Here is a 24671-nt window from a genome sequence, read left to right on the forward strand (position 1 = left end):
TGCTGCGCGACGGCGTGGTGTCAGGGACGCCGGGGCGACTCCTACAGAACAATCATTCAGGTTCGGGAAGTTATTCATGTTTGATAAGAGCTTCCCCGCTGCCCATGGCACCGCGCAGTGCTCGCGGCAAACATAAGTCCTGTAGGCGCTGCCGAAGGCTGCGATCGCTGAGTGTCAGGATAAATGCTTCGCAGCCTTCGGCAGCTCCTACAAAAAATGCATTTTAATCCAGTAGTTTGCATGTTGTTTATAGTGGGACCGGCTTCAGCCGGGAAGACGCCAGCTTGGTCAACGCCGACCCCGCGGTGCAGCGCACGACCCTTTCCCGGCTAAAGCTGGTAGCACGACCCCTCCCGAATTAGCCGCTTGAAGGTCAAGTAGCCAATTGGTTCCGATCTATCTTTACGCACCGCCATCAAGTTTTTAACTAAAGCGCTATCGCTCGATAGCCAATCGATCTCACCACTGTCATTTCTGACAGTAGTTAGAAGAGACGCCTTCTGACAATACTTCCCCAGAGCCATTTAACACCCCTGACATCAGGATGTTGTCAGCCAAACTGCTTGATCCACGCAGGTAACTATTATGGACATTCAACCGCAATCCACCCCCGAACGCATCGCAGCCTCGATTACCCGTGTTGTTGATAGCCTGGGAAATTCCATCCCTAATCCCGGCACTACTCAAGACACCGTCCTGACCGTCACTGGCAGCGGCACGGCTAGCTCGGTGATTTTTATCTATGACAGCGGCGTGTTATTAACCACCGCCTCGGTGACGATCAATGGCACCTGGAGCTTTAGTCCTGAGACGTTGGTGTTAGGGCAGCATGTCTTTACCGTTCGAGATTCGCTGGGGGGAGTGGATTCGCCGGAGTGGGTGGTTACTGTAGGTGTCGTTGCTGTAGGGCCGGAAATCACAACCATCATGGACGCTGCCGGTAACGAAATTCCGGATCAGGGTACTACCGATGACAACAGCAGCATCACGGTTCTGGGGACTGCAGCGCCCAATCAGCAGGTTGAACTCTTCGATTACCCTGCGTTTAATGGCACCCTGCCGGTCGATGCTAATGGGAGTTGGAGGTTCCAGGCGTCGAATGTGGGGTTGAAGACATACAGGATCTTCGCCAAGGGCTTGTATGGCAGTCATCCTGAGTCAGCGGTCTGGATTTTTACAGTGCGTGAACTGGCTTCCGGGACCGAGGATTTTGAAAGTCTAACGCAACACGTTTACCTTTATTATCAAGTTCGAGTTCCGTTACCCAGTGGTCTTTCTGCGATATCGACAACTACTCTAGATAATCCTCAGGATTTATGGGCCTATCTTTCTTATCAGCCAACCGCGACGCCCGGTCAAAAAGGAACGTTGATGGTGGGATGTACCACGACTTACGGAAATACGGTTGAGCTTGAATTTGGTGGTCTGATCAGGAGGTTGAGGTTCAGTTATTACTTTTACCAACTGAGTCCGGTTAATGCGGTGATGCGCTTTTGGGATGAAAGTGGGCGCTTGATTGATACTTATCCACTGAACGTCGGCGACCATCAGCCTGTAGAGGTCACTTTTGATCGGCCTTGTCTAAAGGGGGAAATTTATGCTGGTAATGTCCCCGGCTCTGGTAGTTCCAGATCGAGTATTCGGTTTGAAAGCTTCCAGTGGTCTTAATTGCCTAAGATCAGACGAGAAGGGCTAGTGGGACATAACGGACGTTCAAAAGCTGTCGTGGCGAGTAGCGTTAGTAATGATCTCTTAGGTGCTTGGCGCGGACGATTGGGCAGGTGGTCTTGGGCGTAGTAAATGCTGGCGTGTTTGTGCGGATGTAACCGGTTCAGAATGTGAATCCGGTTTTAGCCAGTGGGGCCGGCTTCAGCCGGGAAGAGGGCAGCCCAGCCAACCCGAGCCCTGCGCCGTAGCACACATCGTTTTCCCGGCTAAAGCCAGTCCCACGACCCCTCCCGAATTAGCCGCTTGAAGGTCAAGTAGCCAATTGGTTCCGATCTATCTTCACCCACCGCCATTAGGTTTTTAACTAAAGCGCTATCGCTCAATAGCAAAACGATCTCACCACTGTCATTTCTGACAGTAGTTAGAAGAGACGCCTTCTGGCAATACTTCCCCAGAGCCATTTAACACCCCTGACATCAGGATGTTGTCAGCCAAACTGCTTGATCCACGCAGGTAACTATTATGGACATTCAACCGCAATCCACCCCCGAGAGAGTCGCAGCGTCGATCACCCGTGTTGTCGATAGTCTGGGAAATTCCATCCCAAATCCCGGCACTACCCAAGACACCGTCATGACCCTCTCTGGCAGCGGCACGGCTAGCTCGGTGATTTTTATCTATGACAATGGCGTGCTTTTAACCACAGCTTCGGTGACGATCAATGGCACCTGGAGCTTTAGTCCTGAGACGTTGGTGTTAGGGCAGCATGTCTTCACCGTTCGAGATGGGCCGGGGGGCGTGGATTCGCCGGAGTGGGTGGTTACTGTGGACTCGGCAGAGCTTGATTTGCGCCCGCCTGCCGTCACTCAAGCCCCCACCGGTACCCTCAATCCGGTGGATGCCATCAACGGTGCAACGGTGGTGGTGACTTACGCCATGCAACCCACCGATACCATCGGGATTAGCTGGAACGGGCAGGATAATCTTGTGCCCACTCAGCCCGGCAGCGCGCTCGGCAGCGTGACGTTTACTATCCCGGCCTCTGCCGTGGCGGCGGTTATCGGTAAAGCCATTCAGGTGTTGTATGCCGTGGTGCGCAATGGGGTGGCTAAACCTTCAGAGGTACTTGACCTGACGGTTCAGACGCTGGCCCACTCAAACCTGGAAGCACCGAGAATTCTGCAAGCCACTGATGGCTTTCACCTCAACGTTGGCACCTTGACTGGCGATGCCGACCTGAAGGTCAAGCCTTGGCCATTCATTGCGGCAGGGCAACTGATCTCCCTCCGGTTTGATGGCACCAAGGCGGACGGTACAGCGTATAACTGGGCGCACCCAACCTGGCAGAATCTGCCCATTGGTTCGGCTGGTGAGCCTAGTACGACGGTGGCGTTGAGTAACCTGATGGCGCTGAAGGACGGTTCGACTATTTCGCCAGTATTTGATGTGTCGTTTGATGATGGATTAACGAAGGTCTTGTTTCCTGTGCGCCCATTAAGCGTTATTCAAGGCAATGGCGGATTCGAAGGCTTCGAGACAATAGCGCCAATGCAGATTCCTCGTCTGGGCGGCGTAGTTATTCCCGAAACAGGGATTCGACTCACCTCACTGGGTGGGACCGATCTTGCAGCCGTAGTTCGTGCAGAGAACCAGCAAGGCGAGCACGGGTTTCAGTATGTGTCTGTCTTCCTCAATAGTGTTGGAGATAGCATGGTGTATATTGACTTGCCAACTAAAAAATTTAAGACCATTAGGTTCACCCTGTGGGCTGTCACTTATGCTCCTGATTTGCATGCCCAAGTCAGATTTTTAGGTCCCGATTATGAACATCTTGGTTATCTATCAGTTCAGATACCCCCCGACGGGAGAGTGTCGGAGACGTATACTGCTCCAGGACGAAAACATATATACCAAATGAGTGTTAGAGTAGCTGGCAGGGATAGGGCTGAACGTGTGATAGCCTGCGACAGTATCTACTGGTCTGAATGATCCGATTAGTAGAGCCGGTTTAAGTCAGGAGTTGGTCTGTAGCGGTCCCATCATATACAACATGTCTTATTGTTGTGCGTGTTGCGGCGAATGCCGTTCCTACGGTTTAGGTCTGGCGGTGTTAATAACTCACGATGATAGGTGTGGTACTGCGGAATTGCCAAACAACCTAACCAGTGTCATTTCTGATAGCAGTTCAAAACGTCCTCGCTTGACGATACGTTAACAAGCTATTGACCCACCCTGACATCAGGATGTTGTCAGCCAAACTACCTCGATCCACGCAGGTAACTATTATGGACATTCAACCGCAATCCACCCCCGAACGCATCGCGGCCTCAATTTCCCGTATTGTCGACAGCCTGGGCAATACAGTTCTGAACGGTGGCACTACCCAAGATACCGACCTGACCCTCTCTGGCAGCGGCACGGCTAGCTCGGTGATTTTTATCTATGACAACGGGGTGCTTTTAACCACAGCCTCGGTGACGATCAATGGCACCTGGAGCTTTAGTCCTGAGACGTTGGTATTAGGGCAGCATGTCTTTACCGTTCGAGATGGGCCGGGGGACGTGGATTCGCCGGAGTGGGTGGTTACTGTGGACTCGGCAGAGCTTGATTTGCGCCCGCCTGCCGTTACTCAAGCCCCCACCGGTACCCTCAATCCGATGGATGCCATCAACGGCGCAACGGTGGTCGTGACTTACGCCATGCAACCCACCGATAACATCGGGATTAGCTGGAACGGGCAGGATAATCTTGTGCCCACTCAGCCCGGTAGCACGCTCGGCAGCGTGACGTTCACCATCCCGGCTTCTGCCGTGGCGGCGGTTATCGGTAAAACCATTCAGGTGTTGTATGCCGTGGTGCGCAATGGTGTCGAGAAACCGTCCGAGGTACTTAGCCTTACCGTACAGACGTTGGCTGATTCGGTCCTTGAAGCGCCGAGGATTTTGCAAGCTCCCGATAATATGAATCTAGACGTAGCTGCCCTGACCGCTGATGCAGATCTCAGGGTCAAACCCTGGCCGTTTATTGCGGCAGGGCAGTTGATCTCCCTGCGTTTTGAAGGCATCAAGGCAGATGGCTCGACATTTAACTGGCCGCATCCTACATGGCAGAACTTGCCGATTAGTTCTGCGGGAGAGCCGAGTACGACGGTGGCATTGAATAACTTGAAGGAACTCAAGGATGGTTCCACGCTTACGATGGTATTTGAAGTGTCGTTTGATGATGGATTAACGAAGGTGTTGTTTCCGGTGCGGGTGTTGAGCGTAATTCAAGTAATTTCCGGCTTTGAGGACTTCGAGGCTGCGGCGCTAGGAACGATTCCGGTTGAGCCTGGTAGATTATTCCCTTCGGGGCTTAGGATATACTCATATAAGCATCCTAATGATAATAATCCTGTATTATCCGCTGTTGCTCGCGCCGGAATCCAGCAAGGCGAACACGGATTCCAGTATTTAGCTATCAGGCACTTCAACGTAGGTTATGGGTTGGCACGCATAATACTGCCAAATGGGGGCGTTAAGAAGGTTACATTGTCTCTCTGGATGGCGAATGGTGTACCTAGGTTTATCTATGTTACATACATATTTCGTGATGGAACAAGGGAGCTTGAGGCGGTTGCTCTAGGCGTAGAGCCGCAACAGTTCAGCTATACCGCTCCATCAGAGAAGTGTGTAGGGCATATTGAAGTTGGGGGAACAAACGATAGTAGGGATGGCGTTATAGCCTGCGACAGTATTCGTTGGTCGACATAATGGTTATGGTCACTGGGTTGTTAATAAAAAATTTGAATAGCCGGTGCAGGGGTATCTACCGCCGTCTTCGCCATTCAGCGAGGTATTGAAAATAGTGTTTGTGCATGATATTCCGGTAAAGGCCATACGGGATCTTTAAGAGTGGATGTACTTGATAAGTTGTCGGTCTGAGGAGCGATATGCCCCCAGACTATTCTTCAGGCGGATCAGCCTTGGGCTGAACTCGGTATAGCAAACCTGATAGTGGCGCGTTTCAGCCGCTGATTGCTGTAAGGGACTGCCTGAACAGCGGCGCCCCCTCAGGCTTTCAACAGGTTGCGTTTCAAGCCCATCCACCATCCACTCCTGCGTCCGCCCCCCACCTCATCCCGCCGGGGCAACAAACACGGCATATCCCGCAATCGAATCCACGCCTCATCCTGCCAGTGCACAACATTGAGTTCGCCGGTTTGCCATTCCAATACCCCCGGCGTCGGGCTGTTGTGGTCTTTCACGTCCGAGCTGTAGCGCAATCTCGGCAGCACGCTATACGTCAGCCATTTGCGCAGGGGCAGGTTGGCGGGGTTGGGGTGGTAGACGAGCAGGGCGTAGACGGCGGATTCGCTGACTATCAGGGTCTCTTTCACCTCACCGTAGTAGCTCATCATCACGCTGCGGCGTTGGTCGGGGGCGAGTTTGCGGGTGAAGCGTTCTTCGAGGAACAGGCCCATCATCCGGCCCAGATCCCGGGCGCAAAACCACGCCTGACGATCGATCAGCAAGCCGTGCAGGTGGTACTTATGGCGGGTGAACACCATGGGTTCGAAAGGCGGTTCCATTGCGGTCTGTCCGTATTGGCTTTATTGAGGGACCAAAGGCGTCGGGAGCTAAGAACACCGCTAAGAAGTGCCGGCATATTCCCCCGAAGGGTCTTGTATTAGCCGACTCCCGACATAACAGACACGTGAAGGCATTATGCACCCGCGATAAACGAATTTATCGCGGGCACAAAAAAACCGCTGGCTGTCGTGGCGGGTAACGCTTAGCAGAGTTCTTAGGCTCAGGGCGCGCATCATTGGGCAGACGGTTTTGCTGGTAAATACTGGCACGTGTGTGCAGATGTGACCGGGGTTGGGTGAGACGGGCTCCAGCCGGGAAGGCCACATGTGTGACGAAGAAGATGCCGAGGCGATAGCAGACGCTTCCCGGCTGGAGCCAGCCCCACGATGATCGTGGTGGTGTGGAAAGGTGTGCGATTGGACCGCAAATAAGGCTGTTGCCAGAACAAAAGATAACGCTTTGTTCTCTGGTAATTGCCGATTAGTCTAACTTTCATGTTTTTTAGCGTCGTCATTCACCCCTTTATGGACGATACTTCATCTCAATCTTCGCGCTGACATAAAGCAGTTGTCAGGAAAGCTGACTTACGCTAAATGCAGGTGAACGATGGACACTTACTCTCGATTTACTTCCCTTTTCGTCGCGCTCGATATAACCCGGATAGTTGATGGCAGGTGCAACTCTCTGAAAAATCCCGGCACTACGGCCCGCCCCGATTTGATCCTGTTTGGCCAAGGACCGGCTAACAAAAAAATGTTTTTTCTGGATAACGGTGTACTGCAGGACATCACTCATATCCTGGATGGAGGCGCGTGGTCGATAAGGATTGATGCCACCAAGGGTGGCCATAGCTTTAGCGTGTGCACAAGCGATGGAGCGATATCATCGTGCTGGGACATCCTCATCGAAGCATCGCCCCCGGAAAAACCACCGACCTTCAAGTGGGACGCAGAAAGGGAAATCTACCGGATCGATTGGTGACCAGGGTGAGCTGTCGCGCGGCAAATATGAAACCCTGTAGAAGTGAGCTTGCTTGCGATAGCGTCAGGCCCGACAGTAGCTGTTCAACAGATTGACCGTTGTCGCGAGCACATTCACTCTCATCAAATAACACGTAACTATCTGAACTCACACAGAACCTGTGGGACCGAATTCATTCGGGAAGAGGCCATTACATTCGCCGCATTTTTATCGTCAGAAATGCCGCCTTCCCAGTCCCACGTCTTCTGTTTGTTGCGCGACAGCGCGGTGTCAGGGACACCGGGAAAACTCCTACGGCGCACGGCTTCACTCGTTTAATAACGCTACATAACAAATGTTATTGCTAAACATAGCCAATCGATCTCAGTACTGTCATTTCTGACAGTAGTTGAGACTGGTGTCGTTGGCCAATACTTCCATTCACACCCGTTATCAACCCTGACATCAGGATGTTGTCAGCCAAACTACCTCGATCCACGCAGGTAAAACATCATGGACATTCAACTACAAGCCACCCCCGAACGCATCGCGGCCTCGATCACCCGTGTTGTCGATAGTCTGGGAAATTCCATCCCAAATCCCGGCACTACCCAAGACACCGTCATGACCCTCTCTGGCAGCGGCACGGCTAGCTCGGTGATTTTTATCTATGACAACGGGGTGCTTTTAACCACAGCCTCGGTGACGATCAATGGCACCTGGAGCTTTAGTCCTGAGACGTTGGTGTTAGGGCCGCATGTCTTTACCGTTCGCGATGAGCCGGGCGGGGTGGATTCGCCGGCGTGGGTGGTTACCGTGGGCGAGGCCGTGGTAAAGCCGGAGATCACTCTCGTTACGGACTCCAATGGCGAAGTTGCGCACAACGGCCCCACGTTCGATACCACAGTCACCCTCAATGGCACGGCCAAAGCCAACGAAGTGGTTGAGCTGTTTCAGGACAGTGCTTTGCAAGGCGACGTGCCTGTTAATGCCAGTGGCGCATGGACGCGGCCCGTGACCGGTTTGACCGTGAGGAGCCATAACTTTCAGGTACGCGGCCGCTATGACAGCAATCCGGTATCGGGAGTACGAAGCTTGACGGTATTGGCGTCGGAGGCCCCGACCATCTCCAGCATCAAGGATGCGGCAGGGGTCGAAATTCCACCGAACACCACGACTTTCAGCGCTAGCGTGACGTTGACTGGCACGGCAGCGGCGGGGCAGCAGGTGCAGATTTTCGACGGCGCGAGCTCGCTAGGCACTGTCACCGCAACCGGCACGACCTGGACACTTGCGTTGACGGGGCTGTCCTTTAAGGCCTACAGCGTCAAGGCCAAAGGGCTTTATGGCACTAATCCTGAGTCGGCGGTGCGGGTGTTTACGGTGGCAGTGGCCACAGCACCGACCATCTCCAGTATCAAGGATGCCGCCGGGGTCGAGATTCCTCCGAACACCACGACGTACAGTATCAGTGCAACGTTTACGGGTACGGCGGCTGCTGGGCAGCAGGTGCAGATACTGGACGGGACGACGGTGTTGGGAACTGCCACCGCAACCGGTACGACCTGGACGCTTGCATTGCCTTCGTTGACGGTCAAGGCCTACAGCGTCAGGGCCAAAGGGCTTTATGGCAGTAACCCTGAGTCGGCGGTGCGGACTCTGACCATTCTTCAATCTACTTCCGGTTTTGAAGACTTCGAGGCAGTAGTCGTGGGAAATATTCCTGTAGGCATTCCCATTACATGTCGCTCTGGGCTCATTCTAAAACTGTTAGTGGCTGGTCCAGGGGCTGACGGTGGGCAATTACCACGAATCTATCGCCTCTCTAATTCGACCGGACCTGTAACGTGGGGATTGCAGTGGGTATCATTAACCCGATACAGCGTGCTGGAGCTTAAGTGGACTGGTTTGGCAAAAGATGCCGTATTTGATGTGGCGGCGGTTCATGGAGCTGACTCGCGCGTTACATATTTTGACACTGGCGGGTCTAGCCTCGGATCTGTTCAAATTCCATTTACCGGAAGCGGTGTCCCCGCCGTCATTGCTCAGGTTAGGTTTACAGCGCCTTCAGGCAGCTACATTGCATCTCTGCAAATAACGGTAGGCTACGAACAATCAAATGATGGCGGGTTTGCTGTCGATAATTTCCGTTGGACCGCTTAGATGATGCATTGGAAAGTCTCCAGGCGGGTTTCAGAGTTACTTGGAAACGATGTCCTTCGTTATACCGGTTAAGTGTGCGTCCCCCAGCGACGTTACTTAACCGGCTTGCACTTTTTAACGAAGCATGTGCCCCTCACTTCACCCTTCGCTGGCGAGGCAGCATACACGGCATATCCCTCAACCGAATACACGCCTCATCCTGCCAACACACCCACATTCAGTTCGCCGGGCTTGTATATTCGGCGAGCATGGCGTGCGGGGGGATTGATAGCGGGAGCATCATGTGCAACAACGCTTATTCCACAGGCGTGCGAGGCCTGTGGCTCGGGCGCTCCTTACGTTTGCCTGATTGCGCCTGCCGCAGACGTTGATCTGAAGTTTGATCGGATCTGTGCCTCCGGCTTTTGCTAAACTGCGCAGCCTTCGAGGAGCTGCCATGAATTACCGCCACGCCTTCCATGCCGGCAACCACGCCGATGTACTCAAACACCTGATCATGACTCGCTTGTTTGCCCTGATGGCGCGCAAGGAGCAGCCGTTCGCCTATATCGACAGCCACGCCGGGCTGGGGCTTTATGACCTCAAGGGCGATCAGGCCAGCCGCACTGGCGAATACCTGGAAGGCATCGCGCGACTGTGGGATGCGCCGGATCTGCCTGCATTGGCGGCTGATTACATGCAGTTGTTGCATGACATGAACCCCGATGGCGAACTGCGTTACTACCCAGGCTCCCCGGAAATCGCCCGCCGCTCGACCCGCGCCAATGACCGCGTGCTGCTCAACGAGAAGCACCCGGAAGACGGGCGCTTGTTGAAAGAAAACATGAAAGGCGACCGTCGCGTGGCTGTGCATCTGGGCGAAGGCTGGCATGTGCCGCGTGCGTTGCTGCCGGTTGCTGAGAAGCGGGCAGTGTTGCTGATTGATCCGCCGTTCGAACAGCTCGACGAAATGAAGCGCTGCGCCGTGGCTTTGAAAGAAACCATCGGCCGCATGCGTCAGACCGTGGCGGCCATCTGGTACCCGATCAAAGACCCGCGCCTGCTCAAACGTTTCTATCAAGACCTCGCTGAAACCGGTGCGCCGAAGCTGCTGCGCGTCGAACTATACGTCCATCCGCTGGACACCCCCGCCAGCCTCAATGGCTCAGGCCTGGTGATCGCCAACCCGCCTTGGGGCCTGGAAGAAGAACTGCGCGAGTTGCTGCCGTATCTGGCGCAAAAGCTGGGGCAAACCAAGGGTGACTGGAAGATGGATTGGTTGATTGCGGAGTGATGGTACTTCGTCGCGTGTAACGCCTTATATTTTTGGGGGCGCTGCTCGCGGCTAGAGCCGCTCCTGCGACGGGAGGCGCGTTCAGTTCATTGGCTAACTCAATTCCCCGCCAAACTCGACGTATGCACACACCCATTTCGCTGATCTCGCAATCATCCCGGATTCTCTCCAGGCATCGCCAGGTGCAATTCGGTAAATCTGCGCTCTAGGCAGAACGGAATATTATTCACCCTTCTTTTTTATCGCCGAATTGTCTAACTACTGTCATTTGTGACAGTAGTTGTGGGGCTTTTTGCAGGGGATGATATTTGCGTAACCATTAACAAGCCTGAGTTAAGGTTTGTTCGATGAGGTTGCCAAACTAAAAAAGGTGAATAATATGATTTCCCAATTTGAAGATTTCGAGTCGGCTGTTCCGCAATCACTTCCTGATCAGACGTCTTTGGTTCTCAGTTCTGGACTGGGGCTGGACGTGCGTTTGTTCCCTGGATCCCCGCCCGTAGCGATAACTCGTGCGTCCAGCGACCAAGGGGGGCATGGCTTCCAGTATTTATCTATTGGCGTGAACGAGAGTTCCTTTAACCAAACTCTTTTAAAGTTGCCCGGTACTAATTTCACGACTGTTGAGTTTACGCTGTGGGCCGAGGACGACGTTCCGGACCTCAGGCTTTCTGTTGTGTATTACGTTGATGTAGGTCTTCCGGAACAAAAAGTTTATACCGCACCTGTAGGTAAAAAGTTAGTGGTAGGCTATACAGCGCCGTCAGGGGGGTATATAACTCATTTGCTTCTTGGCAGTGCGCAGGGCGGTAACGGAGCCATCGCTTACGATAGTATGCGATGGTCATAATAATGTAATTACGAAACATTATCTGTAAAGCACCATGTGGTTAGCGCTTTTGGTCAGAGCCGGTCCCACGACGACACCATTCACGGCGCGGGGCCGGCTGTAGTCGGGAAGCCATTAGACAGGCACCACTAACTAGCGGTGTGGCAACCGACGCTTTCCCGGCCAAAGCCAGTTCACCACTCTCCCGAAATAGCCGCTTGCGGGTCAGGTAGCCAATTGATTTCTATCTGTCTCTACTAAATGCCATTTATAGCGTTCGCCAACTAAAGCTCTATCTCCCAATAGCCAATCGATCTCACCACTGTCATTTATGTCAGTAGTTCAGATCCTCGTTGTTGGCAATACTCCCCAATAGCGCTGGCATCAGGAAGTTGTCAGTCCAGACTACCTTGATCCATTCAGGTAAACATTATGGACATCCAGCCTCAATCCATCCCCGAACGAGTCGCGGCCTCGATCACTGGTGTTGTCGATAGCCTTGGAAATCCAGTCTCGAACGGCGGCATTACACAAGACACCGAGTTGACCCTCTCTGGTAGCGGCACGGCTAACTCGGTGATTTTTATCTATGACAACGGCGTGCTTTTAACCACCGCCTCGGTGACGATCAATGGCACCTGGAGCTTTAGTCCTGAGACGTTGGTGTTAGGGCAGCATGTCTTTACCGTTCGAGATGGGTCGGGGGGCGTGGATTCGCCGGAGTGGGTAGTTACCGTGGACTCGGCAGAGCTTGATTTGCGCCCGCCTGCCGTCACTCAAGCCCCCACCGGTACCCTCAATCCGGTGGATGCCATCAGCGGTGCAACGGTGGTGGTGACTTATGCCATGCAACCCACCGATACCATCGGGATTAGCTGGAACGGGCAGGATAATCTTGTGCCCACTCAGCCCGGCAGCGCGCTCGGCAGCGTGACCTTTACCATCCCTCCTACGGCGGTAGCGGCGGTGATTGGTAAAACCATCCCGGTGCTCTATACCGTGGTGCGCAATGGTGTCGAGAAACCGTCTGAGGTTCTTAGCCTTACCGTACAGACGTTGGCTGATTCGGTCCTTGAAGCGCCGAGGATTTTGCAAGCTCCCGATAATATGAATCTGGACGTAGCTGCCCTGACCGCTGATGCGGATCTCAGGGTCAAACCCTGGCCGTTTATTGCGGCAGGGCAGTTGATATCCCTGCGATTCGAAGGCACCAAGGCGGATGGCTCGGCGCATAACTGGCTGCATCGGACCTGGCAGAACCTGCCGATCAGTTCTACGGGGGAGCCAGGTACGACGGTAGGGGTAAATAATTTGAAGACGTTAAAGGATGGTTCAACTCTCAAGCTGATTTTTGAGGTGTCCTTTGATGGTGGACTCACAAGCGTGTTATTTCCAACTCGGACATTAACTATAATTAAAATTACTTCCGGGTTTGAGGATTTTGAAAAGGCTCCACCAGGAGTAATCCATCCAGGGGCGTCTATGATTCTTGCCTCCGGAGTCAAGCTCGGTATGTTTTCAGAATTGTTGGCTCCGCCCGTTGGGATAGTTCGCGCGGGTAGCCAGCAGGGCGAGCATGGGTTTCAGTACTTGTCTATTGGAATCAATAATGAGTTTTTTAACCAGACGTTTCTAACTTTGCCAGCTACTACTTTCACTCACGTCGAGTTTGCTCTGTGGGCTGTCAATAATGTTCCGGGCCTGCGTTGTGGTGTTGTATTCTACGGCGAGGGAGGGGCGGAACTAATGGAATACACTGCCCCCGTAGGGAGCAAGTTATTGGTGAAATATACTGCCTCGGCAGGAAAGCACGTACTTAGCTTGACTATTATGGGTAGGATAGGTGGTCAGGGATCTATCGCGTTCGATAGCCTACGCTGGTCGGCATGATGCGGTGATAAGTCAGGTTGTATATAAATACTTGTATCGTTGATATGGGTTCGGGCGGTATCGTTAAGCGCAAGATGTTCACGATTCACCACGCATTGCGATGATCAATGTAGTGATAGTTGAAACTGATCCTTCCGAGAGTTTCAACCGTCGTAGCCCTCCCGATGTGGCTGTTGGATCGAATTGCTCTCAATTCAATACTGATTAAACCGGATGGCTATCGTTTTGCAGGCAAGTTGGTTCCAACAGGGGTGACGCGTTGGTTGAACCAGTAGGAGCGGATTCATCCGCGATTGTGTCAGCATTTCTGGCCCGGATCTGTCGCCAGAAATACCGCTTCGCGAATGAATTCGCTCCCACAGGATGACTAACTCAATTCCCCGCCAAACTCGGCGGCATGCACACACCCGTCCCGCCAATCCCGCAATAGCCCTGCGGATTCTTCGCCAGGTATTGCTGGTGGTACGCCTCGGCGAAGAGGACGGTGGGTGCCTGGTCGATTTCGGTGGTTATTTCACCCAGCCCGGTTTTGCTCAGCTCTGCCTGATACACCGCAGCGCTGGCCTTGGCGGCAGCGAGCTGTTCCGGGGTAGTGCAGTAGATCACCGAGCGGTATTGCGTGCCGATGTCGTTGCCCTGACGCATGCCTTGGGTCGGGTTGTGCAGTTCCCAGAACTGGGTCAGCAGTTGGTCGTAGCTGACTTTTTCCGGTTCGTAGACCACCAGCACGACTTCAGTGTGGCAGTCAGACGGAGCAGACTTCTTCGTAGGTCGGGTTAGACGTGAAGTCGGCGGCTAGACGTATTCGCAATAAATTTTTGTTCTGCGTGGCCTGCTGTCACCTGACGCAGAAGTTTGGGCAGACCACGTGGGCGAAAGTTAAATGTGTTGATTGCTGAATGACCTCTAACCATTCGGTTCGACTGCACGCGTGCGCTATCGGACCGTGACGGCACCACCTACTTTAATAGTTACTTCAAAATATAGTCAATGTGCCGGAATAATATCGCCGATCAATCTAACGCTTAAGTACTTCCTTGTTATGGGAAGCTGTCAGCGGGCTATACTTTGCTCATTCATTGAATTCCGCCATGGCCGGACTGCCATTTGGATTTGCCAATATGAAGGTGAATTGCATGTATTTAATCACTCACGTTGTCGACAGTAGCGGGATGGCGGTCCCCAGTGGTTCGACGACTCATGATAATAAGTTGGTCATTTCGGGCACGGGTACTGTTGGTGGAGGCGCAGTTATCGAAAGTAATGGCGTCGCTATAGGTCTGGTCACCGCTGACACTAATGGCAACTGGACGATAACCAGAATGGCCAGCCCGGGACGCTACTCTCTTATCGCAGTTGATTTTTGGGGGGAGCAATCGCCGTCCTGGACAATCACCGTCGCAGACCCACCCGCACCGGGCATTACATTCATTGCGGATGCCACCCCTACGTTCATTCCAGAAGGTGGAATCGCTGTTGGCGACACTATCACTTTGAGCGGCACTGGGGCTGCCAATCGGCGAGTGGAAATATTCGATGGATCAACCTCCATGGGTACCGTGGTGGCCACCAATGGTAGTTGGACGCTGCAATTGACCGGGTTGGCTCCGGGCAATCATAGCTTTACGGTTGTAGCGGAAGGCGGGAGTCCGGTTTCGCCGCCGAGAACCTTGACGGTAATGGCGATAGCAAGCGGGTTCCAGGACTTTGACGCTCAGGCGCCGGGCGTACTCCCCGTACTGACCCCCATAACATATCCTTCAGGGTTGGTCATAACACTCCTGACGAGTCAGCCGGTTGACCCAGATGCACCCGTTAGTTTTTCTCACATTCCGGGTCGAGCAAAATCTCTCGCAGGCAGGTTGAATATAACTCCCCATGCTGTACTGGATTTCAATTTGAATTGCGCTGCCAAGTCTGTGGTTTATTTTCGGGAGTTTGGTGCTATGGCCGGCTCTCGAGTGAAATATTTCAACCCGAGAGGTCGTGAGCTTGGGTCGCATTCGCTTCCGAAGGACTCAGGGAGTTCGGACGAAGGCTTTATTGCGCCACCAGGCGAATACATATCCTCAATGCGTATTGAGGTTATAACCTGGCTCCCGACGGTCGGAGTGTTCTCACTCAATTCTATAATGTGGACGTCAACGGATGATGAGGGGCGGACACCGTGACCGCATCCGTAGGGCTAGCAAGTTGAAATGGAGTGAGCAATGACTATAGAGCTGTTCCCCCAAGGTGTGCGTTAACACAACCTCAAGGGGTTTTCCGGAAGTTAAGAGGCGATTACAGTATCAGGCATACTGCAATCGCTTGCCTCGTAGCTTAAGTGGGCGCCTGAATATTTCCCACATATCAATCCCACCTGGATGCGAGCGCTCGGCTCAATTCCCCGCCAGACTCGGCGGCATGCACACACCGGTGCCACCAATCCCGCAATAGCCTTGCGGATTCTTGGCAAGGTATTGCTGGTGGTACGCCTCGGCAAAGAACACCGTCGGCGCTTCTTCGATTTCGGTGGTTATTTCACCCAGCCCGGCTTTGCTCAGTTCTGCCTGATACACGGCCGCGCTGGATTTGGCGGCAGCCAGTTGTTCTGGCGTGGTGCAGTAGATCACCGAGCGGTATTGCGTGCCGATGTCGTTGCCCTGACGCATGCCTTGGGTCGGGTTGTGCAGTTCCCAGAACTGGGTCAGCAGTTCGTCGTAGCTGACTTTTTCCGGCTCGTAGACCACCAGCACGACTTCAGTGTGCCCGGTCAGGCCTGAGCAGACTTCTTCGTAGGTCGGGTTAGGCGTGAAGCCACCGGCATAGCCGACGACGGTGCTGACGACGCCGTCCCGTTGCCAGAAGCGACGTTCGGCACCCCAGAAGCAACCCAGGCCGAAGATGGCGAATTCCACGTTGCTGGTGAACGGGCCCAGTAGCGGGTTGCCGTTGACGAAGTGGGTTTCCGGGAGGGCCATCGGTGTTTCGCGGCCAGGCAGGGCTTGGTCGGCGGTAGGGAGTACGTTTTTGTTCACGAGAATTTCCGAGCGTAGAGCCATGAGACATTTCCTCTTGATAAGGCATGTCCCTGTGGGAGCGAATTCATTCGCGAAAAGGCCGGTGCAATCAATACATCATTGTCGTCTGAAACAAAGCCTTCCCGGATAAATCCGGTCCCACAGGTCCGCGTTGCCCAAGCGATGGTGATATGTCCGAGAATAAGGGAGTGGGCTAGTGTGCCCCAAACCAGCGGGCAGGGGGAAGCCCGTCAGGCGGAGGGGCCGCGCGGGTAGCGGCGGAGTTTGGCGATCAGCTCTTCGCCACGGATCGGTTTGTCGAACAGGTAACCTTGGCCCACGTCGCAGCGATGGCGGCGCAGGAAGGTCAGTTGGGCGGCGGTTTCGATGCCTTCGGCGACCACTTTGAGCTTCAGGTTGTGGGCCATGGCGATCACTGCCGAGGTGATTTCCATATCGTCTTCATCATCCGGAATATCGCGGATGAAGCTACGGTCGATCTTGATCACGTCGATCGGGAATTTTTTCAGGTAGCTGAACGACGAATAGCCGGTGCCGAAGTCATCCATGGCCAGGGACAGGCCCATTTTCTTCAGGGAGTCCAGTTGCTGGCGGGTGTCTTCAGTCGCTTCCAGCAACAGGCCTTCAGTCAGCTCCAGCTCCAGCAGCGAAGCGTCGAGCTGTTCTTCCTTGAGGATCGCAGCAATCGCACTGACCAGCTCAGGGTCAGAGAACTGCTTGGGTGACACATTGATCGCCACTTGCAGATTGCCGAAACCGGCGGCAGTCAGTTGCTTGCTCATGCGGCAGGACTGGCGCGCAACCCATTTGCCGATCGGGATGATCAAGCCGGTTTCTTCCGCCACGCTGATGAACTGGTCAGGGCGGATCATGCCTTTCTCTGGGTGGTTCCAGCGCAGCAGCGCTTCCATGCCGATCAGGCGACCGCTAAGCAGGCACAGCTTGGGCTGATAGAACACTTCCAGTTCATTCTGGGTCAGGGCGCGGCGCAGGTTGTTCTCGACGAACAACTTGTAGCTGGCCTCGGCGTTCAGGGCTTCGGTGAACACCTGAACCTGATGCTTGCCGTTGGCTTTTGCCTTGTGCAGCGCCAGACCTGCGTTTTTCATCAAGGTTTGCGGATCACGGCCATGCAGCGGCGCGCAGGCCAGGCCTACAGAGCCGGTGACGCTGATCAACTGGTTGTCGACGAAAATCGGCTTGTCCAGTGTCGCCAGCACTTGGCTGGCAATGCTTTGCCCCGCATCAGGCCCGGTCTGATCCAGCAATACGGCGAATTCGTTACTGGCGAAGCGTGCCAGCACATCGCTGGGGCTCAGCGTGTTGCGCAGGCGTCGTGCCAGACTGATCAGCAGTTTGTCGCCGGTCTGGTGGCCCAGGCTGTCGTTGATGCGCTTGAAGTTGTCGATGTCCACCAGCAACAGGCTCATGGGCGTGTCGCTGTCCCGGGTAAAACGCTCGTCCAGGGTACGAATGAACGCCGGCCGGTTGCCCAGGTTGGTCAGGTTGTCGGTGTAGGCCAGGCGCTCGATGCGCTGCTGGGCCAGCTTGCTCTGGGTGATGTCTTCGTAGATGCCGATGTAGTGGGTCAACTCGCGGTTGTCGCCATACACCTTGGAAATCGACAACTGGCCCCAGTAGGGTTCCAGGTTCTTGCGACGGCTTTTGAATTCACCCTGCCAGCTGTTGCTGTTCGCCAGACTGGAATTGGCGTCCTTGAGCAAATCGTTAAGGTTCTCAAGGGCAGGCAGTTCCGAGAGCTTGTACCCGTGCACTTCGTCAGTGGTGTATTGGGTGATCGCGGTAAAGCTCGGGTTTACGTATTCAACGACACCATCGCAATTGACCAGCAGGAAGGCGTTGGCGCTTTGTTCCACGGCCCGCTGGAACAAATGCAGCGCGCTGGTAGCTGTACGCCGGGTGTGGTTGTTGATGGCTTGGGCGAACTGGTCAGCAAGCTCACCGGCAAACGCAATTTCATCGGATTGCCAGGCGCGCGGTTCGCCGGTTTGCTCCAGGCACAGCACGCCCATTACCTGGCCGTCGATACGAATGCTCGCGTCGAGAATGGCGGTGATGTCACGCGGTTTGAGGCTGGAGGCCATTTCTTTGGTGCGCGGGTCCTGCTGGACGTCGTTGGCATCAATGGCGCGGCTGTTGTGCAGCGCTTCGAGGTAACTCGGATAGCGGCTTGCGTCGACAGGGGCCGGCAAGCGGTACTCACCTGTGTCGCGGCGATATTCGGAGATGGGTTCCAGCATCTGGCCGTTGAGGTACCACATGCTTGCGCAGGAGATGTTGTAGATCTCGCAGGCGCTTTTGGTAATCAGCTCAGCCGCTTCCTGCAGGGCATTGTTGGTGCTGTAGCGCTGACTCGCCAGATGCAGGATCAGGTTCTGTTGCGCGCGGACACGCTCCAGATGCTCAAGCTGTTCACGCTGGGCTTGTTGGTTGAGCTCCAGGGCGATTTGCAGGCGTAAGTTCTGGGTTTCCAGATCCGGATTGGCGTGTTGCTCGGCGATTTGCAGGCCGTCGACGACCATCAGGTAGCCGCGTAGCAGGTGCCGGTTGTGCTGTTTGTAGCCTTCGCCTATTTCGACCACGCTGAGCGCACCGCGAGAGGTGTGCAGGGTGTAGCGCACGGTGTAATGCGCGGCGTCAGCCAGTTGTGACTGGATGGTGTCATGCAAGTGATAACGCGCTTCAGGTTCCATCAGGCTCGCATAAGGCGAGCCCAACAAGGCGCAGAGTTCCACGGCAGCCAGGCCGAACTGTTTTTCACAGTTTGGATCGAGGTAGAGCAGCGCCCAATTGGCCTCATTCAGCCGCTCGAAACGCAGCATGCCGAGGCGCGAGGGCACCGGCAATTGCGTCACTACCTCGGCCGCCGTTCTACCGGCAGCATCGGGTTGGCTCTTCATGAAGAAACTCGCTTTCGGAATACTGATCGCGTGCGGGCAAGGCCCTTTCTGATTTCGCGTGTGGCAAGGTTGCATCATGCAGCACTGGCTGACAAGGGAGCGCGGTGGCTTAGTGCTATAAATGTTTGAGATGAAGACGCCGCTTGTATGCGTTATTCGAATTAAGTGCTCTAGATCAATACTTTGGCGTGTGTGCGGCAAGAATGTAGATTAGCGGCATTTCGCCGCACTTTGCCAAATCGCACACAAAAAAAGCCCCGCCAGGTGGGCGGGGTTGAGGTCGAGCGGTTTGGCTCGGTGAAACAGATGGCTTTCGCGCTGCCCCTGTGGGAGCGGATTCATCCGCGAAGAGGGCGGCACATCCAGCAAATCATTGCCTGATACACCGCCTTCGCGAATGAATTCGCTCCCACAAAGGAGAGCTAGCGCCCAGCCTGGCTTACAACAGGATCGTGCGGATATCAGCCAGCAGATCGCTCAGGCGCCTGATAAAACAGGTGGCTCTGGCGCTGCCCCTGTGGGAGCGGATTCATCCGCGAAGAGGGCGACATATCCAGCAAATCATTGCCTGATACACCGCCTTCGCGAATGAATTCGCTCCCACAAAGGAGAGCGAGCGCCTAGCCAGGCTTACAACAGGATCGTGCGGATATCAGCCAGCAAGTCGCTCAGACGCTTGGTGAAGCGTGCGGCGGCTGCGCCGTTGATTACGCGGTGATCGTAAGACAGCGACAGTGGCAGCATCAGCTTAGGCTGGAAGGCTTTGCCGTCCCAGACTGGCTGCATGGTTGCCTTGGAAACACCCAGGATTGCCACTTCTGGCGCGTTGACGATCGGCGTGAAGCCGGTGCCGCCAATGTGACCGAGGCTGGAGATAGTGAAGCAGGCACCCTGCATTTCGTTCGCCGAGAGCTTCTTGGTGCGGGCTTTTTCAGCCAGTACCGCGGCTTCGGCAGCGAGTTGCAGCAGGCTCTTCTTGTCGACGTCCTTGATGACCGGTACCAGCAGGCCTTCAGGGGTATCAACAGCAAAACCAATGTTCACGTATTTCTTGCGGATAACCGCTTTGCCGCTTGGTGCCAGCGAAGCGTTGAAGTCTGGCAGTTCCTTGAGCAGGAAGGCGCAGGACTTGAGCAGCAGAGGCAGGATGGTCAGCTTGACGCCCGCTTTTTCGGCAACAGCCTTCTGCGCGACGCGGAAAGCTTCCAGGTCGGTGATGTCGGCCTGGTCGAATTGTGTAACGTGCGGAATGTTCAGCCAGCTGCGGTGCAGACCGGTCGCGCCCAGTTGCATCAGGCGGGTCATCGGTACTTCTTCGATTTCGCCAAAACGGCTGAAATCGACTTCAGGGATTGGCTGGATGCCCGCGCCGCCGCTTGCGCCGCCCGCTGGAGCTTCCTTGGCCTTCTGCATCATGGCCTTGACGTAAACCTGCACGTCTTCTTTCAGCACGCGGCCGTGTGGGCCGGTAGCGCTTACTGCGCTCAGCTCAACGCCGAACTCACGGGCCAACTGGCGAACCGCAGGGCCCGCGTGAACCTTGGCGCCGTCTTTGGCAGGTGCTGCAGCTGTTTGAGCCGGCGCAGCAACTGGAGCTTCTGCTTTTGGCGCAGGCGCAGCGGCCGGAGCAGCTTCAGCCTTGGCCGGTGCGGCAGGAGCGGCAGCTTGAGCAGGGGCAGCAGCAGGCGCAGCGCCCGCGACTTTCAACTTCAGGATCAGGTCGCCGGTGCCGACTTCGTCTTCGAGCTTGACGAGGATGGCTTCGACAACGCCTGCGGCTGGAGAAGGGATCTCCATGCTGGCCTTGTCGGATTCCAGGGTGATCAGCGATTGATCAGCAGTGATGGTGTCGCCGACCTTGACCATCAGTTCGATGATCTTGGCTTTGCCCGACGAACCGATGTCCGGTACATGGATGTCCTGTACGGTTTCAGCCGCGGCAGCAGCTGGCTCAGCAGCAGGCGCTGGTGCAGCTTCAGCAGGCTTCTCAGCCGGTGCCGGAGCGGCAGCAGCAGGGGCAGCAGCTTCAGCAGGCGCAGCGGCAGCTTCGCCTTCAACTTCCAGTTCAAACAGCTCGTCGCCTTCTTTCAGGCGGTCGCCCAGCTTGACCTTCATGGTCTTGATGACGCCAGCCTTGGGAGCAGGGATTTCCATGCTCGCCTTGTCCGACTCCAGCGTCAGGACGCTTTGGTCGGCTTCGATGCGATCACCGACCTTGACCATCAATTCAATGACTTCACCTTCACCGTTGCCGATGTCGGGTACGCGAATTAGCTCACTCACAATGTCTCTCCTTCGGAGAACCTGTTCACTCTCGATTGCGCCGGGTTAGTCAGTTGCGACAAAACAGCCTTCGGATGCTCATTTAACGTTCATCAAAAAACGGTAAATTCCGCATCTTCAGCTGCTTTGTCGCTCCTCGTTCAGCGCGTTATACGATCTCGAAGCAGACTCTTAACAATCCAGTGGGTTGCGTTTTTCAGGATCGATGCCGAACTTGGTGATGGCTTCAGCCACGACTTTAGGTTCGATATCGCCACGATCAGCCAAGGCTTCCAGAGCGGCCAGCACAACGAAGTGACGGTCGACTTCGAAGAAGTTACGCAGTTTCTTGCGGCTGTCGCTGCGGCCGAAACCGTCAGTGCCCAGAACTTTGTATTCCTTGGTTGGAACCCACTGACGGATTTGGTCAGCGAACAGTTTCATGTAGTCGGTCGATGCAATCACCGGACCTTTACGGCCGGCGAGGCATTCTTCAACGTAGCTTACAGCTGGCTTCTGGCCAGGGTGCAGGCGATTGCTGCGCTCTACGGCCAGGCCGTCGCGACGCAGTTCGTTGAAGCTGGTAACGCTCCAGACATCAGCACCGATGTTGAATTCGTCACGCAGGATTTTCGCCGCTTCGCGAACTTCACGCAGGATGGTGCCCGAGCCCAGCAACTGGACGTGGTGCGCCGCTTCCTTGGTGTCTTCTTCGAGCAGGTACATGCCCTTGACGATACCTTCCTCGACACCGGCCGGCATGGCTGGCTGGGCGTAGGATTCGTTCATCACGGTCAGGTAGTAGAAAACGTCCTGCTGTTCTTCGAACATCCGGCGCATGCCGTCCTGGATGATCACAGCCAGCTCGTAACCGTAAGTCGGGTCGAAGGTGCGGCAGTTCGGGATGGTCGACGCCAGGATGTGGCTGTGACCGTCTTCGTGCTGCAGACCTTCGCCGTTCAGGGTGGTACGGCCGGCGGTGCCGCCGATCAGGAAGCCACGGGTGCGGCTGTCGCCAGCGGCCCAGGCCAGGTCACCGATACGCTGGAAACCGAACATCGAGTAGAAGATGTAGAACGGAATCATCGGCTGGTTGTGGCTGGAGTACGAAGTACCGGCAGCGATGAAGGAGGACATGGCGCCTGCTTCGTTGATGCCTTCTTCGAGGATCTGGCCTTTCTTGTCTTCGCGATAGAACATCACTTGTTCTTTATCGACTGGCTCGTAGAGCTGGCCGACGGAAGAGTAGATGCCCAGTTGGCGGAACATGCCTTCCATACCGAAGGTACGGGCTTCGTCCGGGATGATCGGAACGATGCGCGGGCCAACTTCCTTGTCCTTGACCAGTTGCGAGAGGATCCGCACGAAGGCCATGGTGGTGGAAATTTCGCGGTCGCCGGAGCCGTCCAGGATTGCCTTGAGGGTTTCCAGTGGCGGAGTCGGCAGGTTGAAGCTTTCAGCGCGACGCTGTGGCACGAAGCCGCCCAGCGCAGCACGACGCTCGCTCAGGTAACGGGCTTCTGCGCTGCCTTCTTCCGGTTTGAAGAATGGCAGGGCTTCCAGCTGGTCGTCTTTGACCGGGATGTCGAAGCGGTCACGGAAGTGACGCAGGCTGTCGACATCGACCTTCTTGGTGTTGTGCGCAGTGTTTTTCGCTTCGCCAGCACCGGTACCGTAACCTTTGATGGTCTTGGCCAGAACCACGGTCGGTTGACCTTTGTGGTTAACCGCCTGGTGGTACGCCGCGTACATTTTGTACGGGTCGTGGCCGCCACGGTTGAGTTTCCAGATTTCGTCGTCGGACAGGTCAGCAACCATCGCCTTGAGTTCTGGCGAGTTGAAGAAGTGTTCACGGACGAACGCGCCGTCTTTGGCTTTGTAGTTCTGGTACTCGCCGTCGATGACTTCGTCCATACGACGTTGCAGGATGCCGTCGACGTCTTTGGCCAGCAGCGGGTCCCAGAAGCGGCCCCAGACCACTTTGGTCACGTTCCACTGAGCACCGCGGAATACGCCTTCGAGTTCCTGAATGATCTTGCCGTTGCCGCGAACCGGACCGTCGAGGCGCTGCAGGTTGCAGTTGACGACGAAGATCAGGTTGTCGAGTTTTTCACGACCGGCCAGTGCGATAGCGCCCAGGGATTCCGGCTCGTCAGTCTCGCCGTCGCCCAGGAAGCACCAGACTTTCTGCTTGCCTTCAGGGATGTAGCCGCGATGCTCCAGGTACTTCATGAAGCGCGCCTGGTAGATCGCCTGGATTGGACCCAGACCCATGGAAACGGTCGGGAACTGCCAGAAATCTTTCATCAGCCACGGGTGTGGATAAGACGACAGGCCTTTGCCGTCGACTTCCTGACGGAAGTTGTTCATTTGTTCTTCGGTGATGCGGCCTTCCATGAACGCACGGGCGTAAACGCCTGGCGATGCGTGACCCTGGAAGTAGATCAGGTCGCCGCCGTGTTCGTCGGTCGGGGCCTGGAAGAAGTAGTTGAAGCCAATGTCATACAGCGTGGCGCTGGAGGCGAAGCTGGAGATGTGACCGCCCAGGTCTGGGTCATTCAGGTTGGTTTTAACAACCATGGCCAACGCGTTCCAGCGGATCAGGGAGCGAATGCGGCGTTCCATGAACAGGTCGCCAGGCATGCGTGCTTCGTGAGTCACCGGAATCGTGTTGCGATAAGGCGTGGTGATGGCGTACGGCAGCTGCGAACCACTACGGGTGGCCAGCTCGCCCATACGGGTCATCAGGTAGTGAGCACGGTCTTCGCCTTCTTTGTCGAGAACCGATTCCAGGGCGTCCAGCCATTCCTGGGTTTCGACGGGATCGAGGTCTTGCATGGCTTGCTCCAGGGCGGAAAGGCTTCCAGAATCGGTTGCCTGAGTGTTTGCGACTGGCCTTGTGGGCAGACGACATAAATTCTTGGATGACCGGCGGTTGGTCCGGCGGCGTGTAGTTTTACTACAAATCGTCGGCTATTTCAGCCTTTCGAACTGTAGGGTCAGTAGTAAAGCTACAGGGAAGCGTGTAAATCGTTCGTCTTGTGTTGTGGAATAAAACGTTCCTGTTGGTTGAAAACAAACATAAACGGATTAAATCAGATGCTGGCTGCT

The 24671-nt window shown here is 55.1% G+C and carries 14 protein-coding genes and 1 pseudogene; 9 read left to right on the forward strand and 6 right to left on the reverse strand.

Features of this window, described 5'->3' with window-relative positions; all coding sequences use genetic code 11:
* Positions 1-585 precede the first annotated feature (585 nt).
* The 3 genes from EE949_RS08550 to EE949_RS08565 all read left to right on the forward strand — a co-directional run bounded on the left by EE949_RS08550 (position 586) and on the right by EE949_RS08565 (position 5420).
* The gene (locus EE949_RS08550; RefSeq protein WP_122663894.1) at positions 586-1668 is read left to right on the forward strand and encodes a hypothetical protein; all 1083 of its coding nucleotides are present in this window, start codon (positions 586-588) and stop codon (positions 1666-1668) included.
* Positions 1669-2190: 522 nt separating this feature from the next.
* A complete protein-coding gene (locus EE949_RS08560; RefSeq protein WP_122663896.1) occupies positions 2191-3657 on the forward strand; it encodes a hypothetical protein in 1467 nt (488 codons plus the stop codon).
* A 296-nt stretch (positions 3658-3953) separates the two neighbouring features.
* Entirely contained in the window at positions 3954-5420 is a 1467-nt protein-coding gene (locus tag EE949_RS08565) for a hypothetical protein (protein WP_122663897.1), read from the forward strand.
* A gap of 299 nt (positions 5421-5719) precedes the next feature.
* On the opposite strand, the gene EE949_RS08570 is transcribed toward EE949_RS08565, so the two are convergent.
* The gene (locus tag EE949_RS08570) at positions 5720-6238 is read right to left on the reverse strand and encodes a BRO-N domain-containing protein (RefSeq protein ID WP_122663898.1); all 519 of its coding nucleotides are present in this window, start codon (positions 6236-6238) and stop codon (positions 5720-5722) included.
* 607 nt (positions 6239-6845) lie between these two features.
* Here EE949_RS08570 and EE949_RS08575 point away from each other — a divergent pair.
* The 5 genes from EE949_RS08575 (at position 6846) to EE949_RS08595 (ending at position 13354) form a co-directional block, all read left to right on the forward strand.
* Positions 6846-7220 carry a hypothetical protein gene (locus EE949_RS08575; protein ID WP_122663899.1) on the forward strand — a complete coding sequence of 125 codons (375 nt, stop codon included), beginning with the start codon at positions 6846-6848 and terminating at the stop codon, positions 7218-7220.
* Positions 7221-7712: 492 nt separating this feature from the next.
* Complete coding sequence (locus tag EE949_RS08580) at positions 7713-9362, forward strand: hypothetical protein (protein WP_122663900.1); 1650 nt, start codon at positions 7713-7715, stop codon at positions 9360-9362.
* A gap of 436 nt (positions 9363-9798) precedes the next feature.
* Positions 9799-10635, forward strand: coding sequence for a 23S rRNA (adenine(2030)-N(6))-methyltransferase RlmJ (locus tag EE949_RS08585; protein WP_122663901.1), 837 nt, complete (start codon positions 9799-9801; stop codon positions 10633-10635).
* Between the two features lie 340 nt (positions 10636-10975).
* Positions 10976-11485: a hypothetical protein gene (locus tag EE949_RS08590; RefSeq protein ID WP_122663902.1), complete on the forward strand. Its 510-nt coding sequence runs from the start codon at positions 10976-10978 to the stop codon at positions 11483-11485.
* 411 nt (positions 11486-11896) lie between these two features.
* Complete coding sequence (locus EE949_RS08595) at positions 11897-13354, forward strand: Ig-like domain-containing protein (protein WP_122663903.1); 1458 nt, start codon at positions 11897-11899, stop codon at positions 13352-13354.
* A gap of 372 nt (positions 13355-13726) precedes the next feature.
* On the opposite strand, the pseudogene msrA (EE949_RS08600) reads toward EE949_RS08595, so the two are convergent.
* Positions 13727-14150: pseudogene (gene msrA, locus EE949_RS08600) on the reverse strand (peptide-methionine (S)-S-oxide reductase MsrA); the annotation flags it as partial.
* 295 nt (positions 14151-14445) lie between these two features.
* Here msrA (EE949_RS08600) and EE949_RS08605 point away from each other — a divergent pair.
* The gene (locus EE949_RS08605; protein WP_122663904.1) at positions 14446-15525 is read left to right on the forward strand and encodes an Ig-like domain-containing protein; all 1080 of its coding nucleotides are present in this window, start codon (positions 14446-14448) and stop codon (positions 15523-15525) included.
* Between the two features lie 210 nt (positions 15526-15735).
* Here the strand turns inward: EE949_RS08605 and msrA (EE949_RS08610) are convergent, their stop codons facing one another.
* From msrA (EE949_RS08610) to aceE, 4 genes are all read right to left on the reverse strand, one after another.
* Positions 15736-16398, reverse strand: a complete 663-nt coding sequence (msrA, locus tag EE949_RS08610; protein WP_122663905.1) for a peptide-methionine (S)-S-oxide reductase MsrA — start codon at positions 16396-16398, stop codon at positions 15736-15738.
* Between the two features lie 209 nt (positions 16399-16607).
* The gene (locus EE949_RS08615) at positions 16608-19298 is read right to left on the reverse strand and encodes a sensor domain-containing phosphodiesterase (protein WP_122663906.1); all 2691 of its coding nucleotides are present in this window, start codon (positions 19296-19298) and stop codon (positions 16608-16610) included.
* 630 nt (positions 19299-19928) lie between these two features.
* The gene (aceF, locus tag EE949_RS08620; RefSeq protein WP_122663907.1) at positions 19929-21581 is read right to left on the reverse strand and encodes a dihydrolipoyllysine-residue acetyltransferase; all 1653 of its coding nucleotides are present in this window, start codon (positions 21579-21581) and stop codon (positions 19929-19931) included.
* 171 nt (positions 21582-21752) lie between these two features.
* Complete coding sequence (aceE, locus tag EE949_RS08625; RefSeq protein ID WP_122663908.1) at positions 21753-24398, reverse strand: pyruvate dehydrogenase (acetyl-transferring), homodimeric type; 2646 nt, start codon at positions 24396-24398, stop codon at positions 21753-21755.
* Positions 24399-24671: the final 273 nt, after the last annotated feature.

This window comes from Pseudomonas viridiflava, assembly GCF_900602065.1.
Lineage (GTDB): Bacteria > Pseudomonadota > Gammaproteobacteria > Pseudomonadales > Pseudomonadaceae > Aquipseudomonas.